Raw genomic sequence first — 26,293 nt, 5'->3', positions numbered from 1 at the left:
TCCCGGGGCGAGCCACTAATCTTCGCCCCAGTCGATTGGGGCGGTGGCGCCCCTCCAAAGGGGACAGCGTGAGCACACCGGAGACCGCCGACACGATCTGGGAACTGGTTGAGGCACGGGCGCAGGCCACACCCGACGCCGTAATGCTCATCGACGAGGCGGATACCAAGCTCACCTGTGTCCAACTGCGCGACGCGGCACTGAGCACCGCCGCCGGGCTGGCCGCGATGGGCATCGGCGAAAACACGCCGGTCACCTGGCAGTTGCCGACCACGATCGATGCCGTTGTCACCTCGCTGGCACTGGCCCGCCTCGGTGCGCTGCAGAACCCGATCCTGCACATCTACCGGGAGCGCGAGCTGGGGGTGGCCATCAGGCGTACCCGTCCCGAGTTGGTGATCGTGCCCGGCGAGTGGATGGGTACCGACTTTGAGGCGATGACCGCCGGGGTGCTCGACAGCCTGGAAGGTGACGACGTGGACGGTGCAGCCCGCCCGTGCGTGCTCAGCCTGGCCGACGGTCGCCCTACGGGCGATGCCGCTACTCTGGCGCCTTTTGCGCCGCCTGACGACCCGGCCACCGCGGTGCGCTGGATCTATTACACGTCGGGCACCACGTCCGAGCCCAAGGGCGTGCGCCACACCGACGCCACGTTGTTGGCCGGTGGGCGAGGCCTGGCGGCAGCGGTCGACCTGGGCGCCGACGATGTCGGGTCGATGGCGTTTCCGTATGCCCACATCGCAGGACCCGACTACCTGATCATGTGTCTGCACTCCGGGTTTCCGTTTGTACTCATCGGGGCATTCAACCCGCCCGCCGCCGTCGAGACGTACAACCGCTATGGCGTGACGATGATCGGCGGCTCGACGGCGTTCTACCAGATGTTCCTGGCCGAGCAGGCCAAGACCCCGGGGACGAAGTTCATTCCCACGTTGAAGCTGATCTCCGGCGGAGGCGCCCCCAAGCCGCCCGAGTTGGCCGCCCGCATTCGCGATGAGATCGGTGTACCGGTGTGCCACGGATACGGCATGACCGAGGTGCCGATGATTGCACAGGGGTCGCCCCGCGACACCGAGGAGCAATTGGCCAACACCGAGGGGGCCCCGGTGCCTGGATGCGAGGTTCGCATCGTCACCGAGGACGGCTCGGTGGCATCGACCGGGCAGGAGGGCGAGGTTCGCCTCAAGGGCCCCATGGTGTGCTTGGGCTACACCGACGCGGAGGCAACCGCAGCCGCGTTCGACGACGAGGGTTGGTTCCGCACCGGCGACCTGGGCATCCTGCGAGACGATGGCCACCTTGCGCTGACCGGGCGCCTGAAGGATGTGATCATCCGCAAGGGTGAGAACATCTCGGCGAAGGAGGTGGAGGATCTGCTCTTCACCCACCCCAAAGTGGCCGATGTTGCCGTCATCGGCTTGCCGGACGAGGATCGCGGCGAACGCGTTGCCGCCGTCGTGGAACGGGCTGAGGGCGTTGACGACCTGACATTTGCCGAAATGTCTGCTCATCTCAACGCCGCAGGGCTGATGACCCGCAAGATCCCCGAGCAGCTTGAGGTCGTCGAGGCCCTGCCGCGAAACGAAACGTTGCGCAAGGTGCTGAAGTTCAAGCTGCGGGAGACCTACGCGGATGTACCGTGGACCCCGGAACCCCGCTGAGGCTCGAGCCGCCGACCTTCGGTGCCTGTGACCGGCTCAGGCCGGGGTGAGCTGCAGTTTGAACTCGAGGGTGCCGTTCGGGGCGGCCTTCACGATGCCGGAGATGTCGGGCACCTCGATTTTGTAGTCGGCGAGGGCGATCGGCGTGGACCCCACGACCTCGAGTTGGTCCTTGGCCGTGAGCTGCGCATCGAGCTTGACGGCTACGTCCTTGGTCACGCCATGCAGTTTCAGCGTCCCCTCGGCCTCCATGGACACCGGGTCGCCCACCGTGGGTTCTCCGGGCAGCTCCAAGGGCCCGTCCAGGGTGAAGGTCGCCTCCGGAAACTGATCGGTCTGGAGGTAGTCGGCTCGCACGCGGTCGTCGCGTAGAGCTGCATCGGAGGTGAGCGTGCCGGTCTGGACGGTCACGGTGACGTCGCTGACCGTGTTGGCCTTCAGCGTCAGACTGCCTGCGACGTCCTCGGTTCGTGCGGTGGCGGTCTTCTCCAAACCTCGCAGGACCTCGTCAATGCGGTAACCGGCCTGGCTGCCCTCAGCGACCTTCCAGGTCGTTGCCTCCGCCTCGTCGACGGACTCCTTTGGCGCCGCCGCCGTGGTGACCGAGGTGTTGGCTCCGCCGTTGGTCTCGCTGAGCTGGAACTCGTCCTCGGCTGAATCATTGAGGGCCCAGAAGGCAATGCCGCCGCCCACCGCGATGACGAGAGCGCCGGCTACGGCCAGCGCGATGACGAGTGGCTTCTTCACGTGGTCTCCCTGTTGTGGAGACACCAACGTAGCCGGCCTCAGCGACGGCGGTGCCGCGCCGGAGGTTGGCTTTCATGGGGATAGGTTCGAGAGGTGCGCGTTGATGATGAAGTGTCGGTGGACGCCGACGAGTTGGTCACTCAGGCGCTGGCAGCCGACCCTGATGTTGAGGTGCCCGACAACGCGGTGAGCTTTGACGAGTTGACCGGTGGGCACGAGTTTGAGCTGTTGCCCGACTGGTACATGCCCCAGCCCGGAAGCAGGGCCGAAGTCGTGGGTGGCTGGCGTCGTCGGGTGGTGCTGGCCGTGGTGGGCAGCATCCTGTTGGTCGACGCCGCCGGGTTCTGCGTGATCTACGGTCACATCACGATTGGTTGAGATGCACGGGAGCGCGATGGGTCAGCAGGCGAGTTCACGGTGGGCCACGACCGACGGCCCGCGAGGAGCCGCCTACGACGAGCGCTTTGCGCGGCTGGCGGCCTCGGGCGAGGACGTGCACGGCGAGGCCACGTTTGTCGCCGGCTTCCAGCCCCGGTCCGTCCTCGATGCGGGATGCGGCACCGGACGGGTGGCGATGGAACTCCGGCGGCGTGGCATCGAGTCGGTGGGTGTCGATGCCGACCGGGGCATGTTGGCTGCTGCGGTGGCGCGTGACCCCGACGGCGAGTGGCTCATCGGTGACATCTCCACCCTGGTCATCGCCGACGACACGGCTGAGGCTCGCCGGTTCGACGTGGTGGTGGCCGCGGGCAACGTCATGATCTTCCTGGCGCCCGGAACGGAAACGGCGACCGTCGCCAACCTGGCGGCCCACCTGGTGCCGGGAGGCGCGCTGATCTGCGGGTTTCAGCTTCAGGCCGGGCGCTACCCGCTCGACTGCTTCGATGCCGACTGCGAGGCGGCTGGATTGGTGCCGGTGGAACGCTGGAGCACCTGGGATCGACAGGTGTTCGACCCGGACGGTGGCTACGTGGTGGCGGTGCACAGGCGCCCGCGCCACACGCCCTGAATCACGGGATCTGAGGCTCGGTAGCGGCCTGGTAGGAGACCAGGTCGGGCAGGTCATCAAACTCGGGCTGCTCGGCCAGACGCTTGGTCTCGGCCTGGGTGGCCTCAGCGGCGGTGAATGGTCGCACGTCCAGGCACCACTCCACCAGGATGCCGTTGGGATCGTGGGCGTACACACTGCGACAGAATTCGTGGTCCAGTTCGACCACCTCCAACCCGGCGTTCATCATGGCGTCGCGTTTGGCTGCGAAACGCTGCTCGTTGACGGCGTCGAAGGCCAGGTGGTTGACCCAGTCGGGTAGGCCCAGGTCGACCGAGATGGCGGTTTTGGGCGGCTCCAGGTCGGGGATGTGCAGGTCCCAAAACGCGATCATGCCTGGACTGCCCACATGGCCTGGGGGTGTGGTGGCATAGAACAGGTGCTTTGCCCAGCCACCCTGGGGTGTGGGCGCCGACACCGTCTTCACCAGCGAGAATCCCATGATCTCGGTGTAAAAGCGGTGAGTGGCGTCCAGGTCGGCGGTTGCGTAGGCGACGTGGTGAACTCCCATGAGGCCGAGCCTACCGACGGGTCGATCGAAGCGCTGTGGCTCTGGCTCGGGTTCGCTGCGTGAATTCGGTTGGTGTGGCCGCCCAGCGGGCGACGTCCGGCGGATTGGTGGAAGTCAGCGCGGGGAGCCCGTCGAGGTACCGCTCGCGATCCCACTCCTCGATGCCGAGGGACGCCAGGTGGTCCGTCTGCCACTGCGTGTCGATCAACATTTTGCCCGCGGTGCGCTCTTCGGTGAGCAGGGTGACCAGCCCAACCAGTGCCACCTTGGAGGCGTCACGTGCAGAGTGGAACATGGATTCGCCGGCGAAGAGCGCACCCAGCGAGACGCCGTACACGCCGCCGACCAGTTGGTCGTCCGCGTCCCAGACCTCCACGCTGTGAGCAATGCCAAGCGCGTGAAGGCGCTCGTAGGCCTCGACGATCTCAGCGGTGATCCAGTGACCTCGACGGGCGGGATCCCCACAGCGCTCGATCACCGTCTCGAACGCTCCGTTGACGCTGAGGTGGTACCGACGCGTCGCCCTCGCCAGCGACCCCGACACCACCAGAGCCTCGGGACGCAGCACGCCCCGGTGCCTTGGCGAGTACCAGCCGAACCCGGGGGCGTCCGTTCCGGCGCGTCGGAGCAGGTCCAGCGGGCTGTGGACGAGTGGCATCGGGAAATACCCGGCGGCGTAGGCGGCCACCAATGTCTCGGGTCGCAGGTCGGCGCCGGCGGCAACCAGGTCGTCAGCGTCGGGGTCGGGCCGGGGAAAGCTCCACATCAGGTCCATTGACCCACCGCCCTGCGATCCGAAACGAGCCGCTACCTGCTGTAGTCGTAGAAGCCCTGACCGGACTTTCGACCCAGGTATCCGGCGGTCACCATGCGACGCAGCAGCGGCACCACCCGGTAATGGTGGTCGCCAAACTCGTCATACAGGGCATCGAGAATGGCGACGGACGTGTCCAGGCCCACCAGATCGAGCAGCGCCAGGGGGCCCATCGGGAAGTTGCAACCGCCCATCATCGCCTGGTCGATGTGCTCGCGGCTGGCGGTGCCGTTCTCCAGCATGCGTACGGCGTTGTTGAGGTACGGGAACAGCAGGTGGTTGACGATGAACCCGGCCCGGTCGGCCACCTTGACCGGATCCTTGCCGCACTTGGTGGCGAAGGCGACCGCGGCCTCGATCGTCTCGTCGCTCGCCGTCATCGGCGTCACGATCTCGACCAGCTTCATCGCCGTCGCGGGGTTGAAAAAGTGAATGCCGCAGACCTTGTCCGGGCGCCCGGTGGCAACCGCCAACTCGGTGACCGCCAGGGTCGAGGTGTTGGTTGCCAGGATCGTGTCGGGTCCGCACACCTGATCGAGTTCGGTGAACAGGGCGGACTTGGTGGCGAGATCCTCGACGACCGATTCGATCACCAGGTCGCAGTCGGCGACGGCCGACAGGTCGGCCGTGGCGGTGACCCGACCCAGGATGGCGGCGTGGTCCTCCTCGGAAAGCCGACCCTTGTCGACCGCACGCTTCAGATTGGAGTCCATCTTGGCCAGCGTGGCATCCGCCGATTCCTGCTTGCGTGAGCGCAGGATCACCTCGTAGCCCGCCCGGCTCGCCACCTCGGCGATGCCTGAGCCCATGATTCCCGATCCGATAATGCCAACGCGTGTAGTCATGGCGCCGGAGGGTACAGACCATGGGGCGTCTCGTGCCATGCCGGGCCTGTGTGGCAGCATCTCGGTCCACCTCGAAGGAGCTGAGATGAGCGGAACGCTGGCCCTGCTGGGCGGAGCCGAATGGACCGAGGGTGTCACCCTGGATGCCGCGCTGGCGAAGGAATCTTCGGCGACCGAGGTGTCCATCCTTCCGACGGCGACGGCCTACGAGAATCCCGGCGCCCGGGTGGAGCGCGCCGAACGGTCGTTAGGCGCGCTGGGCCTGTCCATCAACGTCCTTCCGGTGTACCAGCGGGCCCAGGCGTTCGAGCCCGAATGGGCTGAGCGCGCCGCGTCGGCCAAGTGGCTGTATCTCACCGGGGGCTCGCCCATGCACCTGCGGTCGGTGTTGTTCGATACCCCGCTGTGGGATGCCGTGATCGACGCATTCGAGCGGGGCGCCACGTTGGTGGGAGCCGGCGAAGCTGCGTCGGTGTTCTGCGACGCGCTGCCCGATCCCCGAGGCGGAGCGTTCACGGTGGGACTCGACCTGATCAACACCCTGACCGTCCTGCCGCGCTACGAGCGTTGGTCCGCCGAGACGCTGCACCGCACGGTGTCGCTGGCGCCGTCCGGTCTGCCGGTGGTGGGCCTGGACGCTCAGACGGCGCTGGTGAGATCCCCAGGCGGGTCGTGGAGCGCCGAGGGGCCGGGCCGGGTGGCGGTCTACGTTGATGCCCATCAGGCCGAGGTGGCGGATCTGCCCGCCGACCTGCATCGCTGAGTGGGCGTCGTTACTTCTCGGAAATCGTGATCGATTCGATTTTCACGGCTTGTTCCGGGGTGTCGCCATTGGGACCACTCACCTTTTGGTTGCCGATCTTGTCGACGACGTCCTTGCCGTCGGTCACCTTGCCGAACAGCGAGTAGGTGGGGCTGGAGTTGAGTGGTGCCGGGTCGCCGGTGACCACGAAGAACTGCGACCCGGTGCTGTTGGGCTCCTGGGTCTTGGCCATGGCCAGGTCGTAGGGCGCATAGAGGCCGTCGGCAGGGGGCTCCTCGGCGATGGTGTAGCCCGGGCCCCCGCCACCCAGTTGCGTGAGGTCAGCGGTGTCGGTGGGGTCGCCGCCCTGGATGACGAAGTCGGGGACGATGCGGTGAAACGGGATGCCGTCGTAGAAGTGTGATCGGGCCAGTACCACGAAATTGTTGACGGTGTTGGGGGCTGCCTTGGCGTCCAAGGCAACCGTGAAGTCGCCCTCGCTGGTTGCGACCTTGGCGGTGTAGGTCTGCGTGGGGTCGATACACATCTTGGGTGGGGCATCGAAGGTGGTGATGCGCTTGGGCGTGCCGTCCTTGGGTGGGCAGGGCAGTTCGGAGACCGCCTCCGCTGCGGTCTCGCTCTCGGGCGACGGCGATGACGAGGTGTTGTCGTCGCCAAACAGGGCCCATGTGGCAACGCCGATGACGGCCAACACGGCGAGTGCCGCAACCCCGCCGATCAGGTTGCGGCGGCGCTGCTCACGCTTGAGGGCGGTGCGAACCGACTCCTGGTGTTGACGGTGCTGTTCCTTTTGGCGTTCTCGTCGCTCGGTACCCACGGCGGGCAACCCTACCGTTGCCGCGCGGCGATATGCCTCGCCCGGGAGACGGTCCCGAAAGAAGATGATCCACCACCGTGTAGCCTGGATGGGCTGTGAAGACGGTTGTGCAGAAGTTCGGAGGCACCTCGGTTGCCGACGCGGATCGAATCCGTCAGGTGGCCGACAACGTGGCGCGCACTCGTCGGCGCGGCGATCGCGTCGTGCTCGTGGTGTCGGCGATGGGCAAGGAGACCGATCACCTGCTGGCGCTGGCCAAGGACGTGTCGTCCAACCGGCCGGGACGCGAGATGGATATGTTGATCACGGCCGGTGAGCGCAAGGCGGTTGCCCTGGTATCGATGGCGCTTGCCGATATTGGAGTGCCGGCAGCGTCGTTCACCGGGAGTCAGGCCGGTTTCATCACCGACACCAACCACACGTCGGCCAAGATCGTGGAGGTCAAGGGCGACCGCATTCGATCGGCACTCGAAGCCGGTCAGGTGCCGGTGGTGGCCGGCTCGCAGGGCTATTCAACCGACGGCGACGTGACGTTTCTCGGCCGCGGCGGATCGGACACCACCGCGGTGGCGCTGGCCGAGATGCTCGGAGCGGACAGTTGTGAGTTGTACACCGATGTCTCGGGCGTGTTCACCACCGACCCCCGCCTCGTGCCCGAGGCCACCAAGATCAAGCGCATCAGCTTCGACGAGATGTTGGAGATGTGCGCCACCGGCTGCCCCAAGCCTGCGATGCGATCGGTGGAGTACGCCTCACGCCATGGGGTTTCGCTGCACGTTCGCTCGGCGTTCACGTGGGAACCGGGCACCTGGATCGTCGAGGAGGAACCCGACATGGAACAAGCCGTCATCCGAGGCATCACGCACGACCCGAGCCAGGCCAAGGTGACCGTGGCCAGCCTGCCCGATCGCCCGGGGGTGGCCGGAACGCTGTTCCGGTCGCTGGCGGAGCGGCAGGTCAACGTGGACATGATCGTGCAGAACACCTCGGAGGATCACAAGACCGATATTTCCTTTACGGTGCCCCACGATGAGCTGGAGGCCACCTTGGCCGGGGTCAACGGGTTGCTGGGCGAGCTTGGGGCAAGCGGGGTGTCAGCGAGCTCCGACATCGCCCGGGTCAGCGTGATCGGGGCGGGTATGAAGTCGCATCCGGGGGTCGCGGCGGCAATGTTCGAGACGTTGGCCGCCAACGAAATCAACATCGACATGATCTCCACCTCCACGATCCGCATCAGTTGCGTGGTTGCGGAGGCCGACGCCGAGCGTGCTGTCATGGTGCTGCACAAGCGCTTCGGTCTGGGACAGGGCGACGACGCCGTGGAGTTCGGGGGGTAGGGGTCATCAGCCCACTCCGGCGGGCAAACCCGGTTGGGCACCCGCGGTTCACGGCTTAGCCTGGGGGCCATGAGAATCGGAATCGTAGGAGCCACCGGCCAGGTCGGGGGCGTCATGGCGCGCCTCCTGGCAGAGCGGAACTTTCCCATCGAAGAGCTGCGGCTGTTCGCCTCGGCCCGTTCGGCGGGCAAGGTGGTGTTGGCGGCCGGCCGCGAGGTGACGGTGGAGGATGCCTCCACCGCTGACTACGCAGGCCTCGACCTGGCGTTGTTCTCCGCTGGTGGGGCAACTTCGAAGGCGCTTGCCCCCCAGGTGGCGGCGGCCGGCCCGATCGTGATCGACAACTCCTCCGCCTGGCGTATGAATCCTCAGGTACCGCTCGTGGTGCCCGAGGTGAATGCCGCAGCCCTGGACGATCTTCCTCTCGGCATCATCGCCAACCCCAACTGCACCACGATGGCGGCCATGCCGGTGCTTGGCCCACTGCACGCCGAGGCCAAGCTGACCCACCTGGTCGTCAGCAGCTACCAGGCCATCTCCGGGGCCGGATTGGCCGGGGTGGAGGAACTGGACTCACAGGTGACCCAGCTGGGGGCTGGACGTGTCGGGCTGACCGAGGACGGCTCGTTGGCCGACGGGCTCACCCCGAAAGCATTTCCCGCACCCATCGCGTTCAACGTGGTGCCCCGGTGTGGGTCGTTTGTGGATGACGGCTCGGGTGAGACCGACGAGGACCAGAAGCTGCGTGACGAGAGTCGCAAGATCTTGGGTATTGACGACTTGGTCGTGTCGCCAACCTGCGTCCGGGTCCCTGTCTTCACCGGGCATGCGCTTTCGATCAACGCTCGTTTTGCCCGTCCGATCAGCCCCGATCGGGCCACCGGGTTGCTGTCGAACGCCCCCGGGGTTGAGCTGAGCGACCTGCCAACGCCGTTGGATGCGGCCGGACGCGACCCGTCGCTGGTCGGCCGCATCAGGGTTGACCCCACCGTTGAGCACGGCCTGGCGATGTTCGTGGTGGGTGACAACCTGCGCAAGGGGGCTGCGCTGAACACCATCCAGATCGCCGAGGCGCTCATCGAGCGGGGTCGTTTCGCCTGAGGAACGCTCCCAACCGGACTTGTGCCGATTACACCGGCGGGTCGTTGACGTAGCGCTCCATGGCCTCGTCCAGCGTGATGCCGCATTGGTTGGCCAGCGACGCCAGCCAGGCCAGTACATCACCGAACTCGTGCACCTGCTGGGCCCGGGTGCCCTTGCGCACCGCCTGAGCCAGCTCACCCAGCTCCTCACAGAGCCACGCCACCGTGGCGGGTACTCCGCGCTCGCGGTCCGCGTCGCCATACAGGCGATCCATCAGGGTCTGAACCTCAGCGAGTTCCATGGGCCTCAGTACAGCACTTGGATCCGAAGGCGGGCTGCGAGCCTCAGGGGTCACCCGCCGGTGACTCCCTGAAGCTCGACGCAGTCGGGGAGGGGAGATTTGAACTCCCGGCCTCCACGTCCCGAACGTGGCGCGCTAACCAAGCTGCGCTACTCCCCGGAGTAGGGCCACATGCTAACGCTGGATCGGCTGATCACGACAATGCGTTTGGATTGGGGCTCGGGTTCCATGGCTTCCGAGGTGCATCAGGGTCGGGCAGGGAAGGCCAGCTCGGGTGGCAGCGCCGGGTAACCGGTCAATCTGCGAACCTCCGGTAGGGTTTGTTGGGCCGATCCCCCGTTGATCGGGTGCTTGAGACGAAGGAACCCGCCTTGGAAGACGCCCACGCCGAGCCGCGCACCGCCCTGATCTTCGGCGGCACCTCGGAGATCGCGCTGGCCATCGCCAACAAACTGAGCGTCGGCCGTTTGCGGCAGGTGGTCGTTGCGGTGCGCGATCCCAACTCCGCCCGGGTGGCCGAAGCCCGGGCCGAGCTGGAAGGCGCAGGCCTCACGGTGCACGTCGTGGAGTTCGACGCCGTCAGGCACGACCAGCACGAGGCCGTGGTGGCCAACGCCGTCGAGGCCGTCGGAGACCTCGACCTGGTGATGGTGGCCCATGGTCAGCTCGGCGATCAGGGGTCGTTGGTGGACGATCCGGTCGGCGCCGCGGCACTGGTCGACGTGAATTTTGCCGGGGCGGTATCGGCCAGTCTGGCCGCAGCAGCTCAGCTACGCAGCCAGGGACACGGACGCATGCTGATGATCTCGTCGGTGGCTGCGGTTCGCCCTCGGGCCTCGAACTATCTGTATGGCTCCACCAAGGCGGGGTTGGACGCGTTCGGAAGGGGTCTGTCCGACGACCTTGAGGGCACGGGGGTGCGAGTGTCGGTTCTGCGTCCGGGCTTCGTTCGCACCCGGATGACCGAAGGCATGGAGGAGCAACCCTTCAGCGCCGACCCGGATGAGGTGGCCGAGGCCGCCGTGGTGGGTCTGCTCAGGGGCCGCAGGGTGATCTGGGCTCCGGCGCCGCTTCAGGGTGTCTTCGGTGTGCTCTCGGTCATGCCCGGACCGATCTGGCGCAAGATCTCGAAGCGGTGAGCGAGCGACCAACTTCGCTGCTCGTCGGTCTGATCCGGTCGCTGCGACCCCAACAATGGACCAAGAACCTGTTGGTGCTGGCGGCCCCGCTGGGCGCGGGGGTGTTGGGCAGCGTCGAGGGCGTGATCGACGTGGTGATTGCGTTCGTTGCGTTCAGCCTGGCCGCAGGTGCCACCTATGTGCTCAACGACCTGCGTGATCTCGAGCAGGATCGGGTCCACCCCCGTAAGCGGCATCGCCCCTTCGCCTCGGGTGCTGTTCCGGTGGGTGTCGGCATTGTGTGGGGACTGGCCACGTTGGCCGGAGCCATCGCTGTATCGCTGCTCAGGCCACACCTGGTGTGGGTCGTCTTGGGTTACGTGGTGCTGACCACGTCGTACTCGCTGTGGCTGAAACACCTTGCGGTGATCGAGCTGGTGGCGGTCGCTGCCGGTTTCGTTGTGCGGGCCGTAGCCGGCGCCGTTGCGGCCGATGTGCCCATCTCGCCCTGGTTTTTCGTGGTGGTGTCCGCCGGTGCGCTGCTGATGGTGACCGGCAAGCGTTCGTCCGAACTGGCGCACCTGGGCGACACGGGTGCCACCCGGCCTGTGCTGACCGAGTACACCTCCGGATACCTGCGCTCGGTTGAGGTGATCGCGGCATCCCTGGCGTTGGCCGGATATGCCCTCTGGGCATTCGACTCGGCGATCGCCACGCAGGGTGGTGCCGGGGATGTGCTGTTCAAGGTGTCCCTGGCGCCGTTCGCCGCAGCGGTGCTGCGATTCGTGCTGATCGTCGATCGGGGCGAGGCGGCCGAGCCGGAGTACGTGTTGGTTCGTGATCGTCAGATGCTGGTGCTGTCGCTGGTATGGATGGGTGTGTATGGCGCGGGCGTATTCTTTTCCTGAACCGCAGCGCACTGCGCTGCTGAGCGGCTGGGGCCGAACCAGCCCCACCCGAGCCGAGGTGTTGGCACCGGCCTCGGCGGCCGAGTTGACCGCGGCGTTGGCCGACCCGCCCGCGCGGGGCATGGTGGCCCGCGGGCTGGGACGCTCCTATGGCGACGCTGCCCAGCGGGCGGGGGGCCGAGTGGTGGACCTGACCGGTCTGACCGACGTTGAACTCGACGTCGAGACGGGCGAGTGCAGGGTCCGGGCCGGCACCAGCATCGACACCGTGTTGCGGGTTTTGGTGCCACGGGGCTACTTCGTGCCGGTCACCCCGGGCACGCGGTTTGTCACCCTGGGCGGGGCCATCGCCGCTGATATCCACGGCAAGAACCATCATCGGCATGGGTCGTTTGGGTCGCACGTCACCTCGATGGTCTTACGCACCGCCGACGGCGAACGACGGGTCATCGGTCCTCACGCGGAGGCGTCCTTGTACTGGGCCACGGTTGGTGGCATGGGATTGACCGGGGTCATCGAGGAGGTCACATTTCAGGCCCAGCCGATCACCTCGTCGCGCCTGGTGGTCTTGGCCGAGCGCACCACCAACTTGAGCGACTCGATTGCCCGCCTGATCGAACTGGACCGCGAGGCCGAGTACACGGTTGCGTGGTTGGACCTTGCCGCCGGCGGTGCCGGCGCCGGACGTTCGGTGATCACCTCGGGACGGTTTGCCCGTCCCGAGGAGCTGCCCCGCCGATGGTCAGATCGGCCGTTCGCGTTCGACCCCGGGCTGCCGGTGGACGTGCCGGTGACCCCGCCGCCGGTGGTGCTCAACCCGGTGTCCATTCGGGCGTTCAATGAGGTGTGGTACCGCAAGGCCCCCAGGCGTCCAAAGCAGGTCATCAACTCGATCCCAACCTTCTTTCACCCATTGGACCTGCTGGGGTCCTGGAACCGCATCTACGGGCCCAACGGGTTCCTGCAGTGGCAGTGCGTGGTGCCCGACACCGCCACCGACGTTTTGGCGGGGATCATGCGCCAGTTCACCCAAACCGGGGGCCGGTCGTTTCTGACCGTGCTGAAGCGTTTGGGGCCGGGCAACCAGGCGCCGCTGTCCTTTCCGACGGCCGGATGGACCTTGGCAGTGGATGTGCCGGTGGGCGACCCGGACCTGCCCCGGCTGTTGGATCGACTCGACGAGCAGGTTGCCGAGGCGGGAGGTCGGATCTACCTGGCCAAGGATGCCCGCATGAGACCGGAGCTGCTCCCGGTGATGTACCCGAGGCTGGACGATTGGCGAGAGGTGCGGGCGTCGGTGGATCCCCGCGGGGTGTTCCGCAGCGACCTCTCCGAGCGGCTCGGTCTCACCTGAGGGGCTTGGCTCAGCTCGGGCCGGTCACGAAAGAGAGGTGGGGGAACGGCGGCACGGTTGCGTGTGGCCGCCGGTGTCGAGATCAGCTCAGACGGCGGGTTCGCCCTCGTCGATGGTGCCGTCGGCGTGTTCGAACCAGCCTCGCCCGGCCGCAACAGCCGCTGCGGCCCGACGGAGGCGGAATGAGTCGATCGGCTTAATCATCCAGCCGTCCGCCTCGGACTGCCCGGCCAGGAACACGTCGGCGCCCCGGTCGAGCAGGAGAAGGATCCGCTGGGGAGCCAACCGCCGGCCGCCCTCCTCGTTGCGCAGGTGCAACGAGGTGGCCATGCCACCCATGTTGCCGATCTGCAGGTCGAGCACCACCAGGTCGGGTTGGCGCTCCCGCACCGCACCGAACACCTCCGCCCCGCTGTTGACCCGACCGACCTCACAGCGGTCGTCGCCCAGGGTGGCGTCCACATCGTCGGCGAGGGCATCGGAATCGGTCGCGACCAGCACGTACTCCACGACCATCCATCGTAGTGCAGCCCGAGTCTCCGATGAACCTGTTGGGTTTCGACGTGTGTGGGGTGAGGCTGGAGTGTGGGGCTCCGATGAACCTGTTGGGTTTCGACGTGTGTGGGGTGAGGCTGGAGTAGTGAGCTGTCGCCGGGGGGCTACCCGATTGGTGGCCGACGATCTAGAGTCTCGAAACGTCATCGTGTCTGAGCAGCTTTCGTCGGTGACGCTCATGTGGGGGGAGTGGATCGTTGGAGATCGAGATCGAACACGCAGATGGGGTCACGGTGTGTCAACCGGTTGGCGACCTGGATGCCTATACCGTGCCTGCCTTTCGAGAGCGGCTGACCGAAGCCGCCACGAAGGGCAACGTCATCATCGACCTGTCGGGAGTGCCGTTTATGGACTCTGCCGGGCTCGGAGCGCTGGCGGGGGGAATACGTCGCACCCGAGATGCGGGCGGAGACATCGTGGTGTCGTGTAACCGAAGCACGCTGGTGCGCCTGCTGCAAACCACCGGTTTCGACAAGATCGTGTCGGTGGTGGGCAGCGTGGACGAGGCCCGACTGTCGTTGAAGTCGGGTGAGCAGGGCTGACCCGGTTGGGTTGAAGAGCCGTGGGGCCTCAGGACGGATCGCTGCTCAGCAGCGATCGGCCAACCCGCTTGAGCCCTTCGACGTCGTGTACGTCGGTTGCAAGCGAGGGGACGTACACCACCGCCGCCGAGCCCACCTGGGCGGTGAGTTCGGCCAGGTTGGAGCGTTCCTCCCGAGCGAGTCGCCGGAGGTCGCAGCGCGCACGGTGGTAGTCGATCATTGCCTCGCCGCCCGGCGAGTGCTGCAACGCCGTCAGCGCGGCCTCGTCGGCCGCCGGGTCGGCTTCGCCGAACGGGGGGTGCATGCGGTTGACGATCAACGCTTTGATGTTGATGCCGTCATCGAGCAGCCGATGTGCGAAGTAGCGGGCCTCGGCCACTGAGTCCTCCCGGGGGGCGGTGATCAGCACGAAGGCACACCTCGGGTCGGCGAACAGCTCGGTCACCGCGTTGGCCCGAAGCCTGAAGCCCTCCTCCATGCCCTCGAAGGCCTGAAAGAACGCCACGGCATCGCTGATCACTTCGGAGCCAACCACTTTGCCCACCTGGCGCAGCAGGGCGGCGGTGGCGGCATTGAACATCTTCAGCAAGCCGCGACTGGGAGCGGTGACCACCCGGTACAGCCGGTGATTGAGGAACCGTGAGAGTCGCTCCGGTGCTTCCAGAAAGTCGAGTGCATTGCGTGTGGGTGGAGTGTCGACGACCACGAGGTCGAAGGCCTCGTTGCGATGCAACTCGTAGAGCTTCTCGGATGCCATGTACTCCTGGGTGCCCGAGAGGGTGCCTGAGATGTTGCGATAAAAGGGATTGACCAGTATTCGGTTTGCCTGATCCTCATCCGCCGCGTAGCGGGTCACCAGCGAGTCGAAGGTGGACTTGGCGTCCAACATCAGCGCCCACAGTTCGCCGGGCCATTGGCCGGTGATACGGGCCGGTTCAGCCCCGATGTGGTCAAGACCCAGCGCATCGGCCAGGCGGCGGGCCGGGTCGATGGTGACCACGGCGACCCGGCGTCCCCGTTCCGCAGCGGCGAGCCCGATCACGGCGGCGGTGGTGGTCTTGCCCACGCCTCCCGATCCGCAACAGATGATCACCTCGGCGGTGTCCACCAGTTGGGTCATGTCTGCCGGGTCGGCCGGGTCGTGGGGAGGGGGGCCGTCAGGCACCGACTTGGTGGGGCTCATGGCGCCTGCTCTCAGTCGGTCAGGGCTGGGTCGAGGGCATCGATTCCGGCCAGGAGCTCGTCTGCCAACCGGGTGAGATCGCTCTGGTCGAGTTCGTTGGTGAACACGAAGTCCAGGTTGAGGGTGGTGAGTGGCAGTTCCCGTGCGAGGCGAGCCAGTTGACCCTGTTGCATGTCGCAGCGTTCGGTCCGGTAGGCCCCTGCCGAACCCAGCGAGACGACCTCGTCGTCGGTGAGGGACACGTCGGCAGCTTTGGCTGCCTGCTCAACGTCCGTCTCCAGCCCTGGCAGAGGCGGCCACGTGCCGTTGATGATGACCGGACCGAGCATCACGCCCACGTCCTCCTCCAGGCTGTACGCGGTGTCGATCAGTTCGTTGATGGGGGTCTCCTCCGGCAGCGTCGCCAGCATGACCCGGGTGCGGGTGGGGTCGCCCAGCATGGCGAGGGCCTCGGTGGCCTGGCTGTGCAACGCCCCACTGGTGGCCGCCTCGGCAATGCCGGTGGCGCTGCGCAGGAACGTGATGGCGTGACCGGCTGCGGGAGCGTCGAGGATGATCAGGTCGGCGGCCCCCTCGGTTTCCAGTTGGCGAATCTTGCCCAGCACCAGCAGGTCGCGAATGCCGGGGGTGGAGGTCGAGACGATCTCGAGAATGCCCGAACTCACCATGGCCCTGCCCACCCGTTTCAGCCCATGGTCGGCAAGGTAGTCAAGCAGTGCCTCGTCGGGAGTGATCAGCCTTGCGGTCAGCGAACCCGTAACCTCACCGGGCAGCGGTACCTGGACGGGTTCGTAACCAAGGGGTTCGCAACCCAAGAGGCGCGAGAGCCCGGTTTTGCCCTCCAACTCCACCAAAAGCACTGACAGGCCGCTCCGGGCGGCGGCAACCGCCAGGGCAGCGCTGGCCGTCGTCTTGCCGACGCCACCCTTGCCAGCAACGATGATGAGTCGGGATGCAGCGAAGAACTGCGTCGAATCCACGTTCTCCCCTCGGAGGCCTGCCTGTGGGCACACTAGTTCAACCAGTCTTTGAGCCCCGCCGGGCCGTCCGCGTCGTGGTGGGCGCAGCGTTGGTGGTGGGGTCGTTGGCCGCGCTCGTGGGGCTGGTGGGGGCCTCGACCGCCGGCGCCTCGCAGACAACGCAGGCGGCGCCGTCGTCGCAGATCACGCAGCTGACGCCGTCGCAGGCATCCCCGAGTCAGGACTGTGGCAAGGCCGGCTGTGTCACGTTGGTGACGGTCACCGGTCTGATCGATCCGTTGGTGGCGGACAGCATTATCGATCGTCTGGACGAGGCGCTGGGACGGGAGGATTTTGTGGGGGTGGTGTTGCAGATCGACAGCCCCGGAGTGGTGCTCTCCGACGCAGAGTTCACCAACCTGGCCCGTCGGCTCGACCGGTTCTCGAAGAAGCTGGCCGTATGGGTCGGCCCCAGTGGCTCGGAGGCCAACGGTGGGGCAGCCGAGCTGGTCACCCTCAGTCCCAGTGCATCCCAGGCTCCGGGCTCCACGTTGCGCTTCGACCGCACCCAGCGGCTGGACCCCGACGAGTTCGGGAACCTCCTGCCATCGGACCCTGCGTTGCTGGACACGCCCATCGGGGCGGAGGAGGCCCAGAAGGCGGGCCTGGTCGACTCGACGGCGCCGGTGTTGGTGGACGCGCTTGGCCGCCTGGACTGGTTCGACACCAAGGTGGAGACGGTTGACGGCAAGCAACAACGAGTGCCGGTGACCAAGGTGCGTTTCGTCAAGCTGGACCTGCCCAGTCAGTTGCTGCACACCGCGGCCAGCCCGGCAGTCGCGTACCTGGCCTTTGTGATCGGGTTGGGCCTGTTGTTGTTTGAGTTCTTTACGGCCGGGGTCGGGGTGGCCGGCGTGGTGGGTGCCGTCGCGTTGCTGCTGGGCGGATACGGCCTTGGGGTGTTGCCGGTGCGCAACTGGGCGGTGGCGTTGTTGGTGGCATCGACGGTGGCCTTTGCCGTCGACGTGCAAACCGGCATCCCGCGGTTCTGGGCGGGCGTGGGCATGGTCGGCTTCACGATCGGCTCGCTCACCCTGTTTGATGGTGTCCCGTTCCCGTGGATCGCCGTGGCGGTCGGCATCGTGGGAATGGCGTCGGTCATGTTCTCGGGCATGCCCTCGATGGTGCGGGCCCGCTTTGGCACGCCCACCATCGGACGCACCTGGATGGTGGGCGAACTGGGGGATGTGACCGAGGCCGTGGATCCCGAGGGCACCGTTCGGGTTCAGGGCGCGCTGTGGAAGGCCCGGGCCAACCGCTCCACCCCGCTGGCGGTAGGGGATCGAGCCCGGGTGGTCGAGGTGGACGGCCTGCTGTTGGAGGTGGAGCCGGAAGCGGGCGGCGCCAAGGACTACCGGGAGATGCGCAAGCGCTGATCCGGGGCTGGTGGTGCGGGCGGGCCGCCCCATGACCGGCGACCGCTTTGGCCCGGGGTGGCCGAAATCGTTGATTCTTTGCCTGTTGACTTTCGGACGACGGGTCGGCTTACCTACAGTCGTAAGCCTAATCACCAGCGAGCTCATCGGGGGAAGAGCGTGAGCATTCAGTTGTCGCCGGTTGCCTGGCAGTTGCAGGCCGCCTGTCGTGGTCCACAGTCCGAGGTTTTCTTTCCACCGAGTCAGTCGGAGCGCAAGCACGATCGTCTCGAGCGGGAACGTCGTGCCAAGGCTATTTGTGGGATCTGTCCGGTTCGATCCGATTGCCTGAGCTATGCGATGGAAATTCGCGAGTCGCATGGAATCTGGGGTGGACTCAGTGAGTCTGAGCGCAAGTCGATGATGGAGCGTCAATTGGCCGCCAGCTGACGCCGGTGGGGCCGCCGCCGGCGATTTAGGTGTTGATGGGGTGCCCGTTGGCAACCGCGTCGAGGCGGGGCCCACGAATGCGTAGATCGTCACGTCGTCGGGTGAGGCCACGTTCGTCGAACAGGCCCAACAGCGCCAGGGTGGGTTTGCGGGAGCTGTCGAGCGCATCGCGCACCTCGGCCACGGTGATGCCGTCTGGATGGGCGGAGAGTTCGGTGGCAAGGCGGCGGGCCGCCTCGCCGATCGCTTCGGCCGACCACCACACCTCGCCCACCTTGACGAGTCGTCCGTCGGCCACCCAGCTGCGCAGGGCAGCCGGGTCGATGCCCGATGGGGGAGGTGGATCGAACCCCCCGGCCGCCACCTCGTCGAGCCATGGGTGATGCAGCACGGTGCCCGGGAGCACCAGGCGATCGTCACGCACTTCGAGGTGGTCGCCGTTCCGGCCCAGCGAATCGGCCAACACCCGGTCGTGCCCGGAGAGTTCGGCCAGCGCCAGCCCGACGGCTCCTGCCGACTCCACCCGGGCAACCAGTGCACGCTCGGCCTCCACGCGGACATCGATGTCCACCAGCCAGTCGCCGAGGTCGGGTGCACGGTCGCAGCCGGTCAGTCGACGAAAGTCCCGGGAGCTCACCCAGCCTCGGTCGGAGATCACCCGTTGAGGATCGGCGCTGGGGAGGGCCACCGCTGCGCGCCGCTGTGGGTCCACCTCCAAAATGGTGCCGCCGCCCATCGTCTCGCCACGGCCACTCTCACGCAGTACGTAGTGGTCGCCGGGTGCCAGCGGAAGCGGCCGAGGCAGGTGGAGGCGAAGGAACCCTTGGTCACCCGGTTCGATTGCGTCGGAGCCAAGCACCCGCACGCGTACCGGCCACTCGCCGGAGCCCAGGTGCAGCACGTGGGCTCCGCGGCGGGACAGCTCATGGTCGAGGTCGCCCAGCACGCTGACCGAAGCGTCCACCATGGTCGTTGGCCACCAGTCATCGGGCCTCACCACCGCGATGCCGCGTCCGACCTGGCTGCGGGCAACTCCGCTGAGTGCCATGGCGTAGCGGTTACCCGGATCGGCCCGGTCGACCGCTGCATGATCGGAGTGGAGCTCGCGGATGCGTGCCGTCCCTCCACCGGGTTGCAGCTCGATCGTGTCACCCACCTCGAGTGCCGTCCCGGTAAGTGACCCGGCGACGACGGTGCCCGCCCCGGCGGCCGTGAATGCCCGGTCCACCCAGAGTCGGGTTCGGCCGGCGCCGGCTCGGCCGGCCTGGTTGCCCTTCTCAATCCGCTCGACGAGGGTGTCCAAGGCCTGGCGCAGCGTGTCCAGACCCCGCCCCGACACCGAGTCGACGACGATGGGGTCGGCGTCGGCGAGCGGTGAGCCCTCGAGCAGCACGAGGGTTTCCAAGGTTGCATCATCGAGTCGGTCGGCGCTGACGAGGTCGGCCTTCGTGATGACCACCACACCTTCATGCACGCCGAGTAGTTCGAGGAGCCGCAAGTGCTCGATGCTCTGTGCCCGAGGGCCCTCCAGCGCATCGACCACGAAGATCGCCCCGGACACAGCGCCGGCGCCGGCCAGCATGTTCTTCAGAAACCTGACGTGGCCGGGAACGTCGACCAGATGCACCCGGTGACCCGATGGCAGCGGGGCCACGGCGAAGCCCAGATCGATCGTCAGCCCGCGCTCCCGCTCGGTGGCGAGCGTGTCTGGATCGACGCCGGTGAGGGCGCGTACCAGGGTGGACTTTCCGTGGTCGACGTGGCCTGCCGTGCCGAGCACCGTCATGGTGTGTCCGGGCCTGTGGCGGAGGCCGTGGTGGTCCGGTTGCCGGCGTTCATGCCCGCGTGAGGTCGAGCAGCCGGGCCAGCGCAGCCGTAACAGGAGCGTCCTGGTCGGAAAAAACAGTGCGCAGGTCGATCACGGTGGTTCCCTCGGCCGCCCGAGCGATCACCGGTGGCTCGGACGCCCGCAAGGCGGCCACGCGGTCACCCGGTAGCGCCAGGCCGACGGACGCGATGTCGGCGCCCGGCAGGGTTCCGCCACCGGTGGTGGCCACCGTGTCGATCATCTCGACGGACCGGTCGTTGGGGAGTTGGGTCAGGATCGAGGCTCCGCGTTGCCGCAGGGCATCGCAGGTGGTGGTGGCCAAGGACCAGAACGGCAATCCGTCCAGGTCGCGGTTGGCGTAGGCCGTGAGGGTGCGTTCGAGCATCCTCAGCGTGCCGCCGCCGCAACGAACGGCCCGCATCAGTGGGTGGCGGGCGCAGCGATCCACGAGGTCGGCACGGCCCACCAGCAACCCTGCCTGGGGCCCGCCCATCAGCTTGTCGCCGCTCACGGCCACCAGATCGGCCCCGTCCGCAAGGACCTGGGCGACCCCGGGCTCGTCGCCCAGCCAGGATGGAGGCCCCCCGGCCAACCATTGGCACCGCGCGTCCAGCAGACCAGAGCCGAGATCGGCCATCACCACCACCTCGTCCGGCGCCGCCTCTCGCGCCTGGGCCACCGAGACCGATTCGGTGAAGCCGATGATGCGGTAGTTGGACTGATGAACCTTGAGCACCATGGCCACCGGCGGATCGGCCGCACCACCGTTGGGCTCTAGGGCCGTGACGAGGTCGCCCACGTTGGTTCGGTTGGTGGTGCCCACCTCCACCAGCGTGGCGCCCGACTGGGCCAGCACGTCCGGAACCCGAAACCCCCCGCCGATCTCCACCAGTTCGCCGCGACTGACGATGACGCCCCGTTCGTTGGCCAGCGTGGCCAACGCCAACATGACAGCCGCGGCGCAGTTGTTGACCACCAGTGCGGCCTCGGCGCCGGTGAGCATGGTGGCCAGGTCGGTCACCGCCGCAGCCCGGGGGCCGCGCCCACCGTCGGCCAGGCTGAACTCCAGGTTGGTGTATCGGTCGTTGCCCGACGCCGACACCGGGGACCGCCCAAGGTTGGTGTGCAGCAACACGCCGGTGCCGTTGATCACCTCCCGGGCCTCAAGGGCCACCCGCTTGGCGACGGCCGAGTCGAGGACCCCCTCGACCTGGTCGGCGGGCACCTCGGCCACCACCCGGCGGGCCAGCCCCACCAGGGTTGGGTGGGGCAACCCGGAGCCGGCATGGGCCCGGGCCAGGCGATCGATCGAGGGCGGATGCACGCGCGGCAGGTTAGTTGTGGATTCGGTGGGGGAGGCATGGGACGTGAGTGCTGCGAGTAGCGTGGTCGCCCGTGCCTGTCGGAATGATTGCAGAGAACCCGGAGTCGGTGCCCGTGCTGGATGCGGCCACCGTCGTGCTGCTGCGGGACAGTGATGGAACCGAACCCACCGGCACTCCGGGGCCCGGCCTCGAGGTGCTGATGATGCGCCGCAACCTCGACTCGGACTTCGTGGGCGGGGCCTACGTGTTTCCGGGGGGTGCGGTGGACCCCGACGACGATCCCGTCGTCCAGCCTCGGATCGCCCATGCGTCGCTGCGGCCCGGTTGGGAACTGGCCCCGAGGGTGGCAGCGGTTCGGGAGGCGTTCGAAGAGGCAGGGTTGCTGCTGGCCCGACGCAGCCATCAAGAGCACACCGTGTCGCTGCAGGAACCCGAGGCGGCTCGGCTGATCGACGGGCTGATTCCCGGAGCGGCCCCGTCGAGCACCCCGTCGTGGCGTGAGTTGATCGACTCGGGCTCGGCCAACATGGGTCAGCTGTGCGTGGCCGAAGACCTGGTGTTGCAGGTCGACCGGCTGATGCCCTTGTCGCGCTGGACCACCCCGCTGGGTGCCAACCGCCGATACGACACGCGCTTCTACGTGGCGTTGGCGCCGCCCCGCCAGGTGGCGTTGCATGACGATGTCGAGCTGGTGTCGACCCGTTGGGTGGCACCGGCGCAGGCTTTGGCGGAGGCGGCCGCGGGCACGATCACCATGATCTTCCCAACCGTGGTCACCATGCACTGGTTGAACCGGTTTACAACCGCCACCGAAGCCTTGGTGGCGTTGGATGGGCGTGATGACCCGACGGCCGTGACGCCGGAACTCATCACCGAGGGCAAGCGCCTGGTGATTCGGCTGCCCGATGGCAGCCGCTTCGATGCGGAAACCGCCGCCCCGCTGGACTGACCGGGTCTCGGCGTCAGCCGATCTGAACGGCGGTCTCGCTGGGGACGGGCTGGGCAATGTGGGCGGTGCAGCTCGTCATCTCGATGGGGGGTGACACCTCGGTGGCAATGAGCCGGGCCAGGGCACCGAACGCCAGTGCTGCCGGTCCCGCCCCGATTGCGGGGTCGTTGCCGGAGCCCGGGCGGGTGGCGCCGAGTTGCAGCGCGACGGGCTTGCCGTCGTCGCCGCCGGTCGCCACCGCCTGCTCGATGGGGATCTTCCCCAGGAGGGGGACGCCTGCCTCGTGGGCCAGATAGTCGCCGCCACCCGACCCGAAGATCTCGTGGACCGACCCGTCGGGGGCCACGTAGTGCGACAGGTTTTCCACCACTCCGATCACGCGCAGATAGTTCTTGCGAGCCATCGACACGGCCCGACGGGCCACCCTGCTTGCCGCCACCGATGGGGTGGTCACCACGAGCAGTTCGGCACGAGGCAGCAGTCGGGCCAGGCCCATCTGCACATCGCCGGTACCTGGAGGCAGGTCCACCAGCAGGTAGTCCAGGTCGCCCCAGGCGACGTCCTCCAAGAAGTGCTGCACGGCTCGTTGCAACATCAGCCCGCGCCACATCAAGGCCACCGATTCGTCGTCCACCAGGAACCCCATCGAGACCGCCTCGATGCGGCCCGGCGACGATCCCACACCGGGGCTGGAAATGCCGGGGATTGAAATGCCGTGTGGCCGGATCTTGGCGGACGAGGAAACCTCGCTGTCGTGGTTGTCGCCGCCGGTGGGTGCGGCATCCTCGGCGGCCTCGAGGCGTCCATCGATGCCCAGCATCCGAGGAATGGAAAACCCCCAGATGTCCGCATCGACCACACCGACGGTGAAGCCTCGTCCGGCCAGGGCGACGGCCAGGTTTGCGGTCACCGACGACTTGCCGACACCGCCCTTGCCCGAGGCCACCAGGATGGCCCGGGTCTGCTCGCCAAACAGGTCGTCCGGTGCCCGCTCGACGGCCCGCTTGCGGGCGATGGCCATGGCGGCAGCCTTCTCGTCCTGGGTCATCTCCGCCCAGTTGATGCGCACCTCGGCGACCCCGGGCAGCGAACCGACCCGTTCGATGATGTCCCTGCGCAGCTGCGCCCGAAGGGGACAACCGGCTGTGGTGAGCGCCAGTGTGACCACGACCACCGCACCATCGGACGTGCCACCCGAACCCCGGTCGGGCCCGCTGTCGGTGCGGCTCAACACGATGCGTGACACCCGCTTGGGGAGCTGCTCCGGTGATGCGACCACCACGTCACGCGCCATGCCGAGCTCAACGATGTCGGCCCCCAACTCCGGGTCGATCACGTGGGTGAGCATGGCCATAACCTCGTCTTCGGAGGGCGCTGGGAGAGGGGCCGGAGTCGCCATGACCACATTCTACTGGCGGTGGCCGTGTAAACTGGAGTCGTGAAGTCCGACCAATTGGCGATGTTCAAAGCGCTCGGCGACAACACCCGATACGCCATCTATCTGGAGCTGGCGCGTTCGCCGTCACCCCGCTCCACCTCGGACGTGGCCAAGCTGCTCGATCTGCACCCCAATACGGTGCGCCCCCACCTGGAACGCATGCGCGAGCTCGGATTGTTGCAGGTGCGACCTCGAACCAGCGGTGGCGTGGGCCGTCCTCAGCACCTGTACTCCCTGGCCGCGGACGCCCCCAGCCTGGGTTTGGAACCGCCGGTGTATCCGGCGATTGCGGGCATGCTGCTGGCGCTGGCATCCGAGGCGGGCCTGTCGGGCGAGGATGCCGCCGAGGTCGGTCGGTCTCATGGACGCACGCTGGCGTCGGGCCGGCACGGTGACGCCCTGGAGGCCACCAAGGCGCTGCTGAGCGACTGGGGATTCGACCCCGAAGTCGTGGCGGCCGAGGACGATGCAAGCTGGATTTGGTTCGGGCATTGCCCGTTCTCCGAGCTGGCCGAGGCCAACCCAGAGTTGGTGTGCTCGCTGCACCGCGGCCTCATCGAAGGGCTGCTCGAGGCGCGCGGTGATGACGTCCCCGTCGACTTTCACGATCGAACCGCCCGCCAACCCTGCTGTGTCGTGCTCGACGTCCCCCAAACCGAACAGGTGTCGATCGACGCGTAGGCCCGACCCAGGCCTCCACCCACCGCATAACCTCCTCCCCTCAGCACGACCGGGGGATACAGATGAGCAGCGACGTCACGGTGTTGATGGCCAACCTGTCGGGGCAGCACTTCATCGATGGGGTTCTGGTGGCGGGTGAGGGACCGACGACGCCGGTGATCGATCCGGCCACCGAGCAGATCTGCGCCGTCTTTGCCGAGGCAACGACCGCCGAGATCGACACCGCCGTTGCTGCCGCGATGCGGGCCCAACGGGCCTGGTGGGCGCTCAGTGCATTGGAACGCACCGAGGCATTGCACGAGGTGGCCACCGCACTGGCCGAGGTTGCCCCCTTGGTGGGCGAGGTGATGACCCGCGAGATGGGCAAGCCCTTTGTGGAGTCCAACTGGGAGGGCGGAACGTCGGCATCGTCCCTTCGCTACTACGCCGAGTTGGCCCGCCACGATCAAGGCAGGGTGGCCGGTGCTGCGCTGCCGGGGCAGACCCACCTGACCCTGAAGGAACCGTTGGGCACGGTGGTTTCAATCGTGCCATTCAACTTTCCGGTGTTGTTGTTCGGCTGGCAGGCCGCCGCGTCGTTGGCTGCGGGCAACGCCGTGATCGTCAAGCCATCCGAACTGACGCCCATGACGCTGCTGGCCCTGATGGAGGCGTTTTCGGTGCTTCCGCCGGGTTTGGTGCAGGTGCTCACCGGAGGCGCCGAGGTGGGGGCGGCGCTCGTCGGTCACCCCGACACCCATGCGGTTGCGTTCACGGGCAGTGTCACGGCCGCCCAGGCCGTTGCCCGAACCGCCGCGGAGCGCTTCAAGCCGGTGCTGATCGAGGCGTCAGGCAACGATCCGTTCATCGTGATGCCGTCGGCTCCCATCGACATGGTGGCCCGTGGTGCGGCCTTTGCGGCCTTCCTCAACTGTGGACAGGTGTGCACCTCGGCCGAGCGGTTCTATGTGCACGATGACGTTTTCGACGAGTTCGTCGAGGGCCTGGTCATCGAAGCTCGATCGCTGCGGTTGGGCAGTGGGCTCGAGCGGGTGGACCTGGGCCCGATGGCGTCCGAGGGTGAGCGGCAACGTGTGGAGGCCATCGTGGCCCGAGCGGTTGAACAGGGCGCCGCCGTGCTGTGCGGCGGCAAGCGGCCCGAGGCGTTTCCCACCGGCTGGTTCTACGAGCCGACCGTGTTGGAGGTGACCCACGAGATGGACCTGATGCACGGCGAGACCTTCGGGCCGCTGGCGCCCGTGTGCCGGGTGAGCAGCCTGGACGAGGCGATTGCACTGGCCAACGATTCCGAGGTGGGGCTGGGGGCCAACATCTATACCGAGGACCTTGCCGAGGCCTTCCGGGCGGTGCACGAACTGGAAACCGGCATTGTCTGGGTGAACACACCGCTGAACGACAACGACGCCGTCGCCTTCGGCGGTCGTAAGCTCACTGGAAGCGGACGCGAGTTGGGCATCGAGGGCCTGGAGCAGTTTCGCCGCTCGAAGATGGTGATGATCGCGCCGGAGGCCCGGCCCGACCCCGAATGGTTCCCCTATGCCGATGAGGACGCGTTTCCCGGGTAGGTCTCGGCCAGACCCACGGGAGCACGGTGGCCGGTTGAGCCACGCGACGGTGGGCCGTCGTGTCGAGTTTGCGACGGCGACCGAACTCGCGGGGAT

Annotated in this window: 27 protein-coding genes and 1 tRNA gene; 15 read left to right on the top strand and 13 right to left on the bottom strand. The window is 67.2% G+C overall.

The features are described from left to right. Positions 1-68 precede the first annotated feature (68 nt). On the top strand, positions 69-1,661 hold the full coding sequence (locus MPARV_RS0115945) for a class I adenylate-forming enzyme family protein (RefSeq protein WP_020378984.1): 1,593 nt from the start codon (positions 69-71) through the stop codon (positions 1,659-1,661). Between the two features lie 36 nt (positions 1,662-1,697). Here the strand turns inward: MPARV_RS0115945 and MPARV_RS0115940 are convergent, their stop codons facing one another. Beyond that, complete coding sequence (locus tag MPARV_RS0115940; protein WP_012223465.1) at positions 1,698-2,408, bottom strand: YceI family protein; 711 nt, start codon at positions 2,406-2,408, stop codon at positions 1,698-1,700. A gap of 93 nt (positions 2,409-2,501) precedes the next feature. Between MPARV_RS0115940 and MPARV_RS0115935 the strand changes: the two genes are divergently transcribed. Beyond that, complete coding sequence (locus MPARV_RS0115935; protein ID WP_012223463.1) at positions 2,502-2,786, top strand: hypothetical protein; 285 nt, start codon at positions 2,502-2,504, stop codon at positions 2,784-2,786. 1 nt (position 2,787) lies between these two features. Further along, complete coding sequence (locus MPARV_RS0115930) at positions 2,788-3,417, top strand: class I SAM-dependent DNA methyltransferase (protein WP_031278892.1); 630 nt, start codon at positions 2,788-2,790, stop codon at positions 3,415-3,417. A gap of 1 nt (position 3,418) precedes the next feature. Here the strand turns inward: MPARV_RS0115930 and MPARV_RS0115925 are convergent, their stop codons facing one another. From MPARV_RS0115925 to MPARV_RS0115915, 3 genes are read right to left on the bottom strand one after another with little or no spacing between them, the layout of a single operon-like run. Next, positions 3,419-3,967, bottom strand: a complete 549-nt coding sequence (locus MPARV_RS0115925; RefSeq protein WP_012223459.1) for a VOC family protein — start codon at positions 3,965-3,967, stop codon at positions 3,419-3,421. 10 nt (positions 3,968-3,977) lie between these two features. After that, positions 3,978-4,742: a leucyl/phenylalanyl-tRNA--protein transferase gene (aat, locus tag MPARV_RS0115920; protein WP_020378983.1), complete on the bottom strand. Its 765-nt coding sequence runs from the start codon at positions 4,740-4,742 to the stop codon at positions 3,978-3,980. Positions 4,743-4,774: 32 nt separating this feature from the next. Further along, the gene (locus tag MPARV_RS0115915) at positions 4,775-5,626 is read right to left on the bottom strand and encodes a 3-hydroxyacyl-CoA dehydrogenase family protein (RefSeq protein WP_034392820.1); all 852 of its coding nucleotides are present in this window, start codon (positions 5,624-5,626) and stop codon (positions 4,775-4,777) included. An 85-nt stretch (positions 5,627-5,711) separates the two neighbouring features. Here MPARV_RS0115915 and MPARV_RS0115910 point away from each other — a divergent pair, with 85 nt between their 5' ends. Continuing rightward, on the top strand, positions 5,712-6,389 hold the full coding sequence (locus MPARV_RS0115910) for a Type 1 glutamine amidotransferase-like domain-containing protein (protein ID WP_012223455.1): 678 nt from the start codon (positions 5,712-5,714) through the stop codon (positions 6,387-6,389). A 10-nt stretch (positions 6,390-6,399) separates the two neighbouring features. Here MPARV_RS0115910 and MPARV_RS25690 read toward each other — a convergent pair whose 3' ends face one another. After that, entirely contained in the window at positions 6,400-7,206 is an 807-nt protein-coding gene (locus MPARV_RS25690) for a peptidylprolyl isomerase (protein WP_012223454.1), read from the bottom strand. 95 nt (positions 7,207-7,301) lie between these two features. On the opposite strand from MPARV_RS25690, the gene MPARV_RS0115900 reads away from it, so the two are divergent. Then, complete coding sequence (locus tag MPARV_RS0115900; RefSeq protein ID WP_012223453.1) at positions 7,302-8,543, top strand: aspartate kinase; 1,242 nt, start codon at positions 7,302-7,304, stop codon at positions 8,541-8,543. 69 nt (positions 8,544-8,612) lie between these two features. Further along, positions 8,613-9,644 (top strand): aspartate-semialdehyde dehydrogenase, encoded by a 1,032-nt coding sequence (locus tag MPARV_RS0115895; protein ID WP_012223452.1) that lies wholly within the window; start codon positions 8,613-8,615, stop codon positions 9,642-9,644. Positions 9,645-9,672: 28 nt separating this feature from the next. Here the strand turns inward: MPARV_RS0115895 and MPARV_RS0115890 are convergent, their stop codons facing one another. After that, the gene (locus MPARV_RS0115890) at positions 9,673-9,927 is read right to left on the bottom strand and encodes a MazG nucleotide pyrophosphohydrolase domain-containing protein (RefSeq protein ID WP_012223451.1); all 255 of its coding nucleotides are present in this window, start codon (positions 9,925-9,927) and stop codon (positions 9,673-9,675) included. Positions 9,928-10,011: 84 nt separating this feature from the next. Then, positions 10,012-10,086 (bottom strand) — tRNA-Pro (locus tag MPARV_RS0115885). Between the two features lie 212 nt (positions 10,087-10,298). Between MPARV_RS0115885 and MPARV_RS0115880 the strand changes: the two genes are divergently transcribed. From MPARV_RS0115880 to MPARV_RS0115870, 3 genes are read left to right on the top strand one after another with little or no spacing between them, the layout of a single operon-like run. Beyond that, the gene (locus tag MPARV_RS0115880) at positions 10,299-11,066 is read left to right on the top strand and encodes a decaprenylphospho-beta-D-erythro-pentofuranosid-2-ulose 2-reductase (RefSeq protein WP_031278884.1); all 768 of its coding nucleotides are present in this window, start codon (positions 10,299-10,301) and stop codon (positions 11,064-11,066) included. After that, on the top strand, positions 11,063-11,953 hold the full coding sequence (locus MPARV_RS0115875; protein WP_012223448.1) for a decaprenyl-phosphate phosphoribosyltransferase: 891 nt from the start codon (positions 11,063-11,065) through the stop codon (positions 11,951-11,953). The genes MPARV_RS0115880 and MPARV_RS0115875 overlap by 4 nt, the downstream gene beginning before the upstream one ends. Next, complete coding sequence (locus MPARV_RS0115870) at positions 11,928-13,307, top strand: FAD-binding oxidoreductase (protein ID WP_012223447.1); 1,380 nt, start codon at positions 11,928-11,930, stop codon at positions 13,305-13,307. The genes MPARV_RS0115875 and MPARV_RS0115870 overlap by 26 nt, the downstream gene beginning before the upstream one ends. 87 nt (positions 13,308-13,394) lie before the next feature. On the opposite strand, the gene MPARV_RS0115865 is transcribed toward MPARV_RS0115870, so the two are convergent. Next, the gene (locus MPARV_RS0115865) at positions 13,395-13,817 is read right to left on the bottom strand and encodes a response regulator (protein WP_157789683.1); all 423 of its coding nucleotides are present in this window, start codon (positions 13,815-13,817) and stop codon (positions 13,395-13,397) included. Positions 13,818-14,059: 242 nt separating this feature from the next. Between MPARV_RS0115865 and MPARV_RS0115855 the strand changes: the two genes are divergently transcribed. Beyond that, positions 14,060-14,404, top strand: coding sequence for an STAS domain-containing protein (locus tag MPARV_RS0115855; protein ID WP_012223445.1), 345 nt, complete (start codon positions 14,060-14,062; stop codon positions 14,402-14,404). Between the two features lie 28 nt (positions 14,405-14,432). Here the strand turns inward: MPARV_RS0115855 and MPARV_RS0115850 are convergent, their stop codons facing one another. Beyond that, on the bottom strand, positions 14,433-15,587 hold the full coding sequence (locus tag MPARV_RS0115850; protein WP_012223444.1) for an ArsA family ATPase: 1,155 nt from the start codon (positions 15,585-15,587) through the stop codon (positions 14,433-14,435). An 11-nt stretch (positions 15,588-15,598) separates the two neighbouring features. Continuing rightward, positions 15,599-16,567: an ArsA family ATPase gene (locus MPARV_RS0115845; protein WP_012223443.1), complete on the bottom strand. Its 969-nt coding sequence runs from the start codon at positions 16,565-16,567 to the stop codon at positions 15,599-15,601. A 23-nt stretch (positions 16,568-16,590) separates the two neighbouring features. Here MPARV_RS0115845 and MPARV_RS0115840 point away from each other — a divergent pair, with 23 nt between their 5' ends. Continuing rightward, entirely contained in the window at positions 16,591-17,982 is a 1,392-nt protein-coding gene (locus tag MPARV_RS0115840; RefSeq protein ID WP_012223441.1) for an NfeD family protein, read from the top strand. A gap of 159 nt (positions 17,983-18,141) precedes the next feature. Continuing rightward, positions 18,142-18,411: a WhiB family transcriptional regulator gene (locus MPARV_RS23870; protein ID WP_012223439.1), complete on the top strand. Its 270-nt coding sequence runs from the start codon at positions 18,142-18,144 to the stop codon at positions 18,409-18,411. 25 nt (positions 18,412-18,436) lie between these two features. Here the strand turns inward: MPARV_RS23870 and selB are convergent, their stop codons facing one another. Beyond that, positions 18,437-20,197 carry a selenocysteine-specific translation elongation factor gene (gene selB / locus MPARV_RS0115835; protein ID WP_020378975.1) on the bottom strand — a complete coding sequence of 587 codons (1,761 nt, stop codon included), beginning with the start codon at positions 20,195-20,197 and terminating at the stop codon, positions 18,437-18,439. Between the two features lie 49 nt (positions 20,198-20,246). Continuing rightward, the gene (gene selA, locus MPARV_RS24960; RefSeq protein WP_020378974.1) at positions 20,247-21,563 is read right to left on the bottom strand and encodes an L-seryl-tRNA(Sec) selenium transferase; all 1,317 of its coding nucleotides are present in this window, start codon (positions 21,561-21,563) and stop codon (positions 20,247-20,249) included. 83 nt (positions 21,564-21,646) lie between these two features. On the opposite strand from selA, the gene MPARV_RS24955 reads away from it, so the two are divergent. Then, complete coding sequence (locus MPARV_RS24955; protein ID WP_020378973.1) at positions 21,647-22,513, top strand: NUDIX hydrolase; 867 nt, start codon at positions 21,647-21,649, stop codon at positions 22,511-22,513. 13 nt (positions 22,514-22,526) lie between these two features. Here the strand turns inward: MPARV_RS24955 and MPARV_RS0115820 are convergent, their stop codons facing one another. Next, on the bottom strand, positions 22,527-23,912 hold the full coding sequence (locus MPARV_RS0115820) for an Mrp/NBP35 family ATP-binding protein (protein WP_081582398.1): 1,386 nt from the start codon (positions 23,910-23,912) through the stop codon (positions 22,527-22,529). A 39-nt stretch (positions 23,913-23,951) separates the two neighbouring features. On the opposite strand from MPARV_RS0115820, the gene MPARV_RS0115815 reads away from it, so the two are divergent. Together MPARV_RS0115815 and MPARV_RS0115810 are read left to right on the top strand one after the other, a co-directional pair. Continuing rightward, positions 23,952-24,632 carry a helix-turn-helix transcriptional regulator gene (locus MPARV_RS0115815; RefSeq protein ID WP_020378971.1) on the top strand — a complete coding sequence of 227 codons (681 nt, stop codon included), beginning with the start codon at positions 23,952-23,954 and terminating at the stop codon, positions 24,630-24,632. A 62-nt stretch (positions 24,633-24,694) separates the two neighbouring features. Further along, a complete protein-coding gene (locus MPARV_RS0115810; RefSeq protein WP_020378970.1) occupies positions 24,695-26,197 on the top strand; it encodes an aldehyde dehydrogenase family protein in 1,503 nt (500 codons plus the stop codon). Positions 26,198-26,293 lie beyond the last annotated feature (96 nt).

This window comes from Candidatus Microthrix parvicella Bio17-1 (assembly GCF_000299415.1).
In the GTDB taxonomy this organism is placed as follows: Bacteria; Actinomycetota; Acidimicrobiia; order Acidimicrobiales; family Microtrichaceae; genus Microthrix; species Microthrix parvicella.
The sequence above is the reverse complement of the archived record's forward strand: the minus strand, read 5'-3'. Positions and strand labels throughout refer to the sequence as shown.

Bases quoted from the DNA above. Each gene is read 5' to 3' on its own strand.
- MPARV_RS0115930 (WP_031278892.1), top strand. From the start codon at position 2,788: ATGCACGGGAGCGCGATGGGTCAGCAGGCGAGTTCACGGTGGGCCACG.
- MPARV_RS0115925 (WP_012223459.1), bottom strand. From the start codon at position 3,967: ATGGGAGTTCACCACGTCGCCTACGCAACCGCCGACCTGGACGCCACT.
- aat (WP_020378983.1), bottom strand. From the start codon at position 4,742: ATGGACCTGATGTGGAGCTTTCCCCGGCCCGACCCCGACGCTGACGAC.
- MPARV_RS0115915 (WP_034392820.1), bottom strand. From the start codon at position 5,626: ATGACTACACGCGTTGGCATTATCGGATCGGGAATCATGGGCTCAGGC.
- MPARV_RS0115910 (WP_012223455.1), top strand. From the start codon at position 5,712: ATGAGCGGAACGCTGGCCCTGCTGGGCGGAGCCGAATGGACCGAGGGT.
- MPARV_RS0115895 (WP_012223452.1), top strand. From the start codon at position 8,613: ATGAGAATCGGAATCGTAGGAGCCACCGGCCAGGTCGGGGGCGTCATG.
- MPARV_RS0115890 (WP_012223451.1), bottom strand. From the start codon at position 9,927: ATGGAACTCGCTGAGGTTCAGACCCTGATGGATCGCCTGTATGGCGAC.
- MPARV_RS0115870 (WP_012223447.1), top strand. From the start codon at position 11,928: ATGGCGCGGGCGTATTCTTTTCCTGAACCGCAGCGCACTGCGCTGCTG.
- MPARV_RS0115850 (WP_012223444.1), bottom strand. From the start codon at position 15,587: ATGAGCCCCACCAAGTCGGTGCCTGACGGCCCCCCTCCCCACGACCCG.
- selB (WP_020378975.1), bottom strand. From the start codon at position 20,197: ATGACGGTGCTCGGCACGGCAGGCCACGTCGACCACGGAAAGTCCACC.
- MPARV_RS24955 (WP_020378973.1), top strand. From the start codon at position 21,647: ATGATTGCAGAGAACCCGGAGTCGGTGCCCGTGCTGGATGCGGCCACC.
- MPARV_RS0115820 (WP_081582398.1), bottom strand. From the start codon at position 23,912: ATGGCGACTCCGGCCCCTCTCCCAGCGCCCTCCGAAGACGAGGTTATG.
- MPARV_RS0115810 (WP_020378970.1), top strand. From the start codon at position 24,695: ATGAGCAGCGACGTCACGGTGTTGATGGCCAACCTGTCGGGGCAGCAC.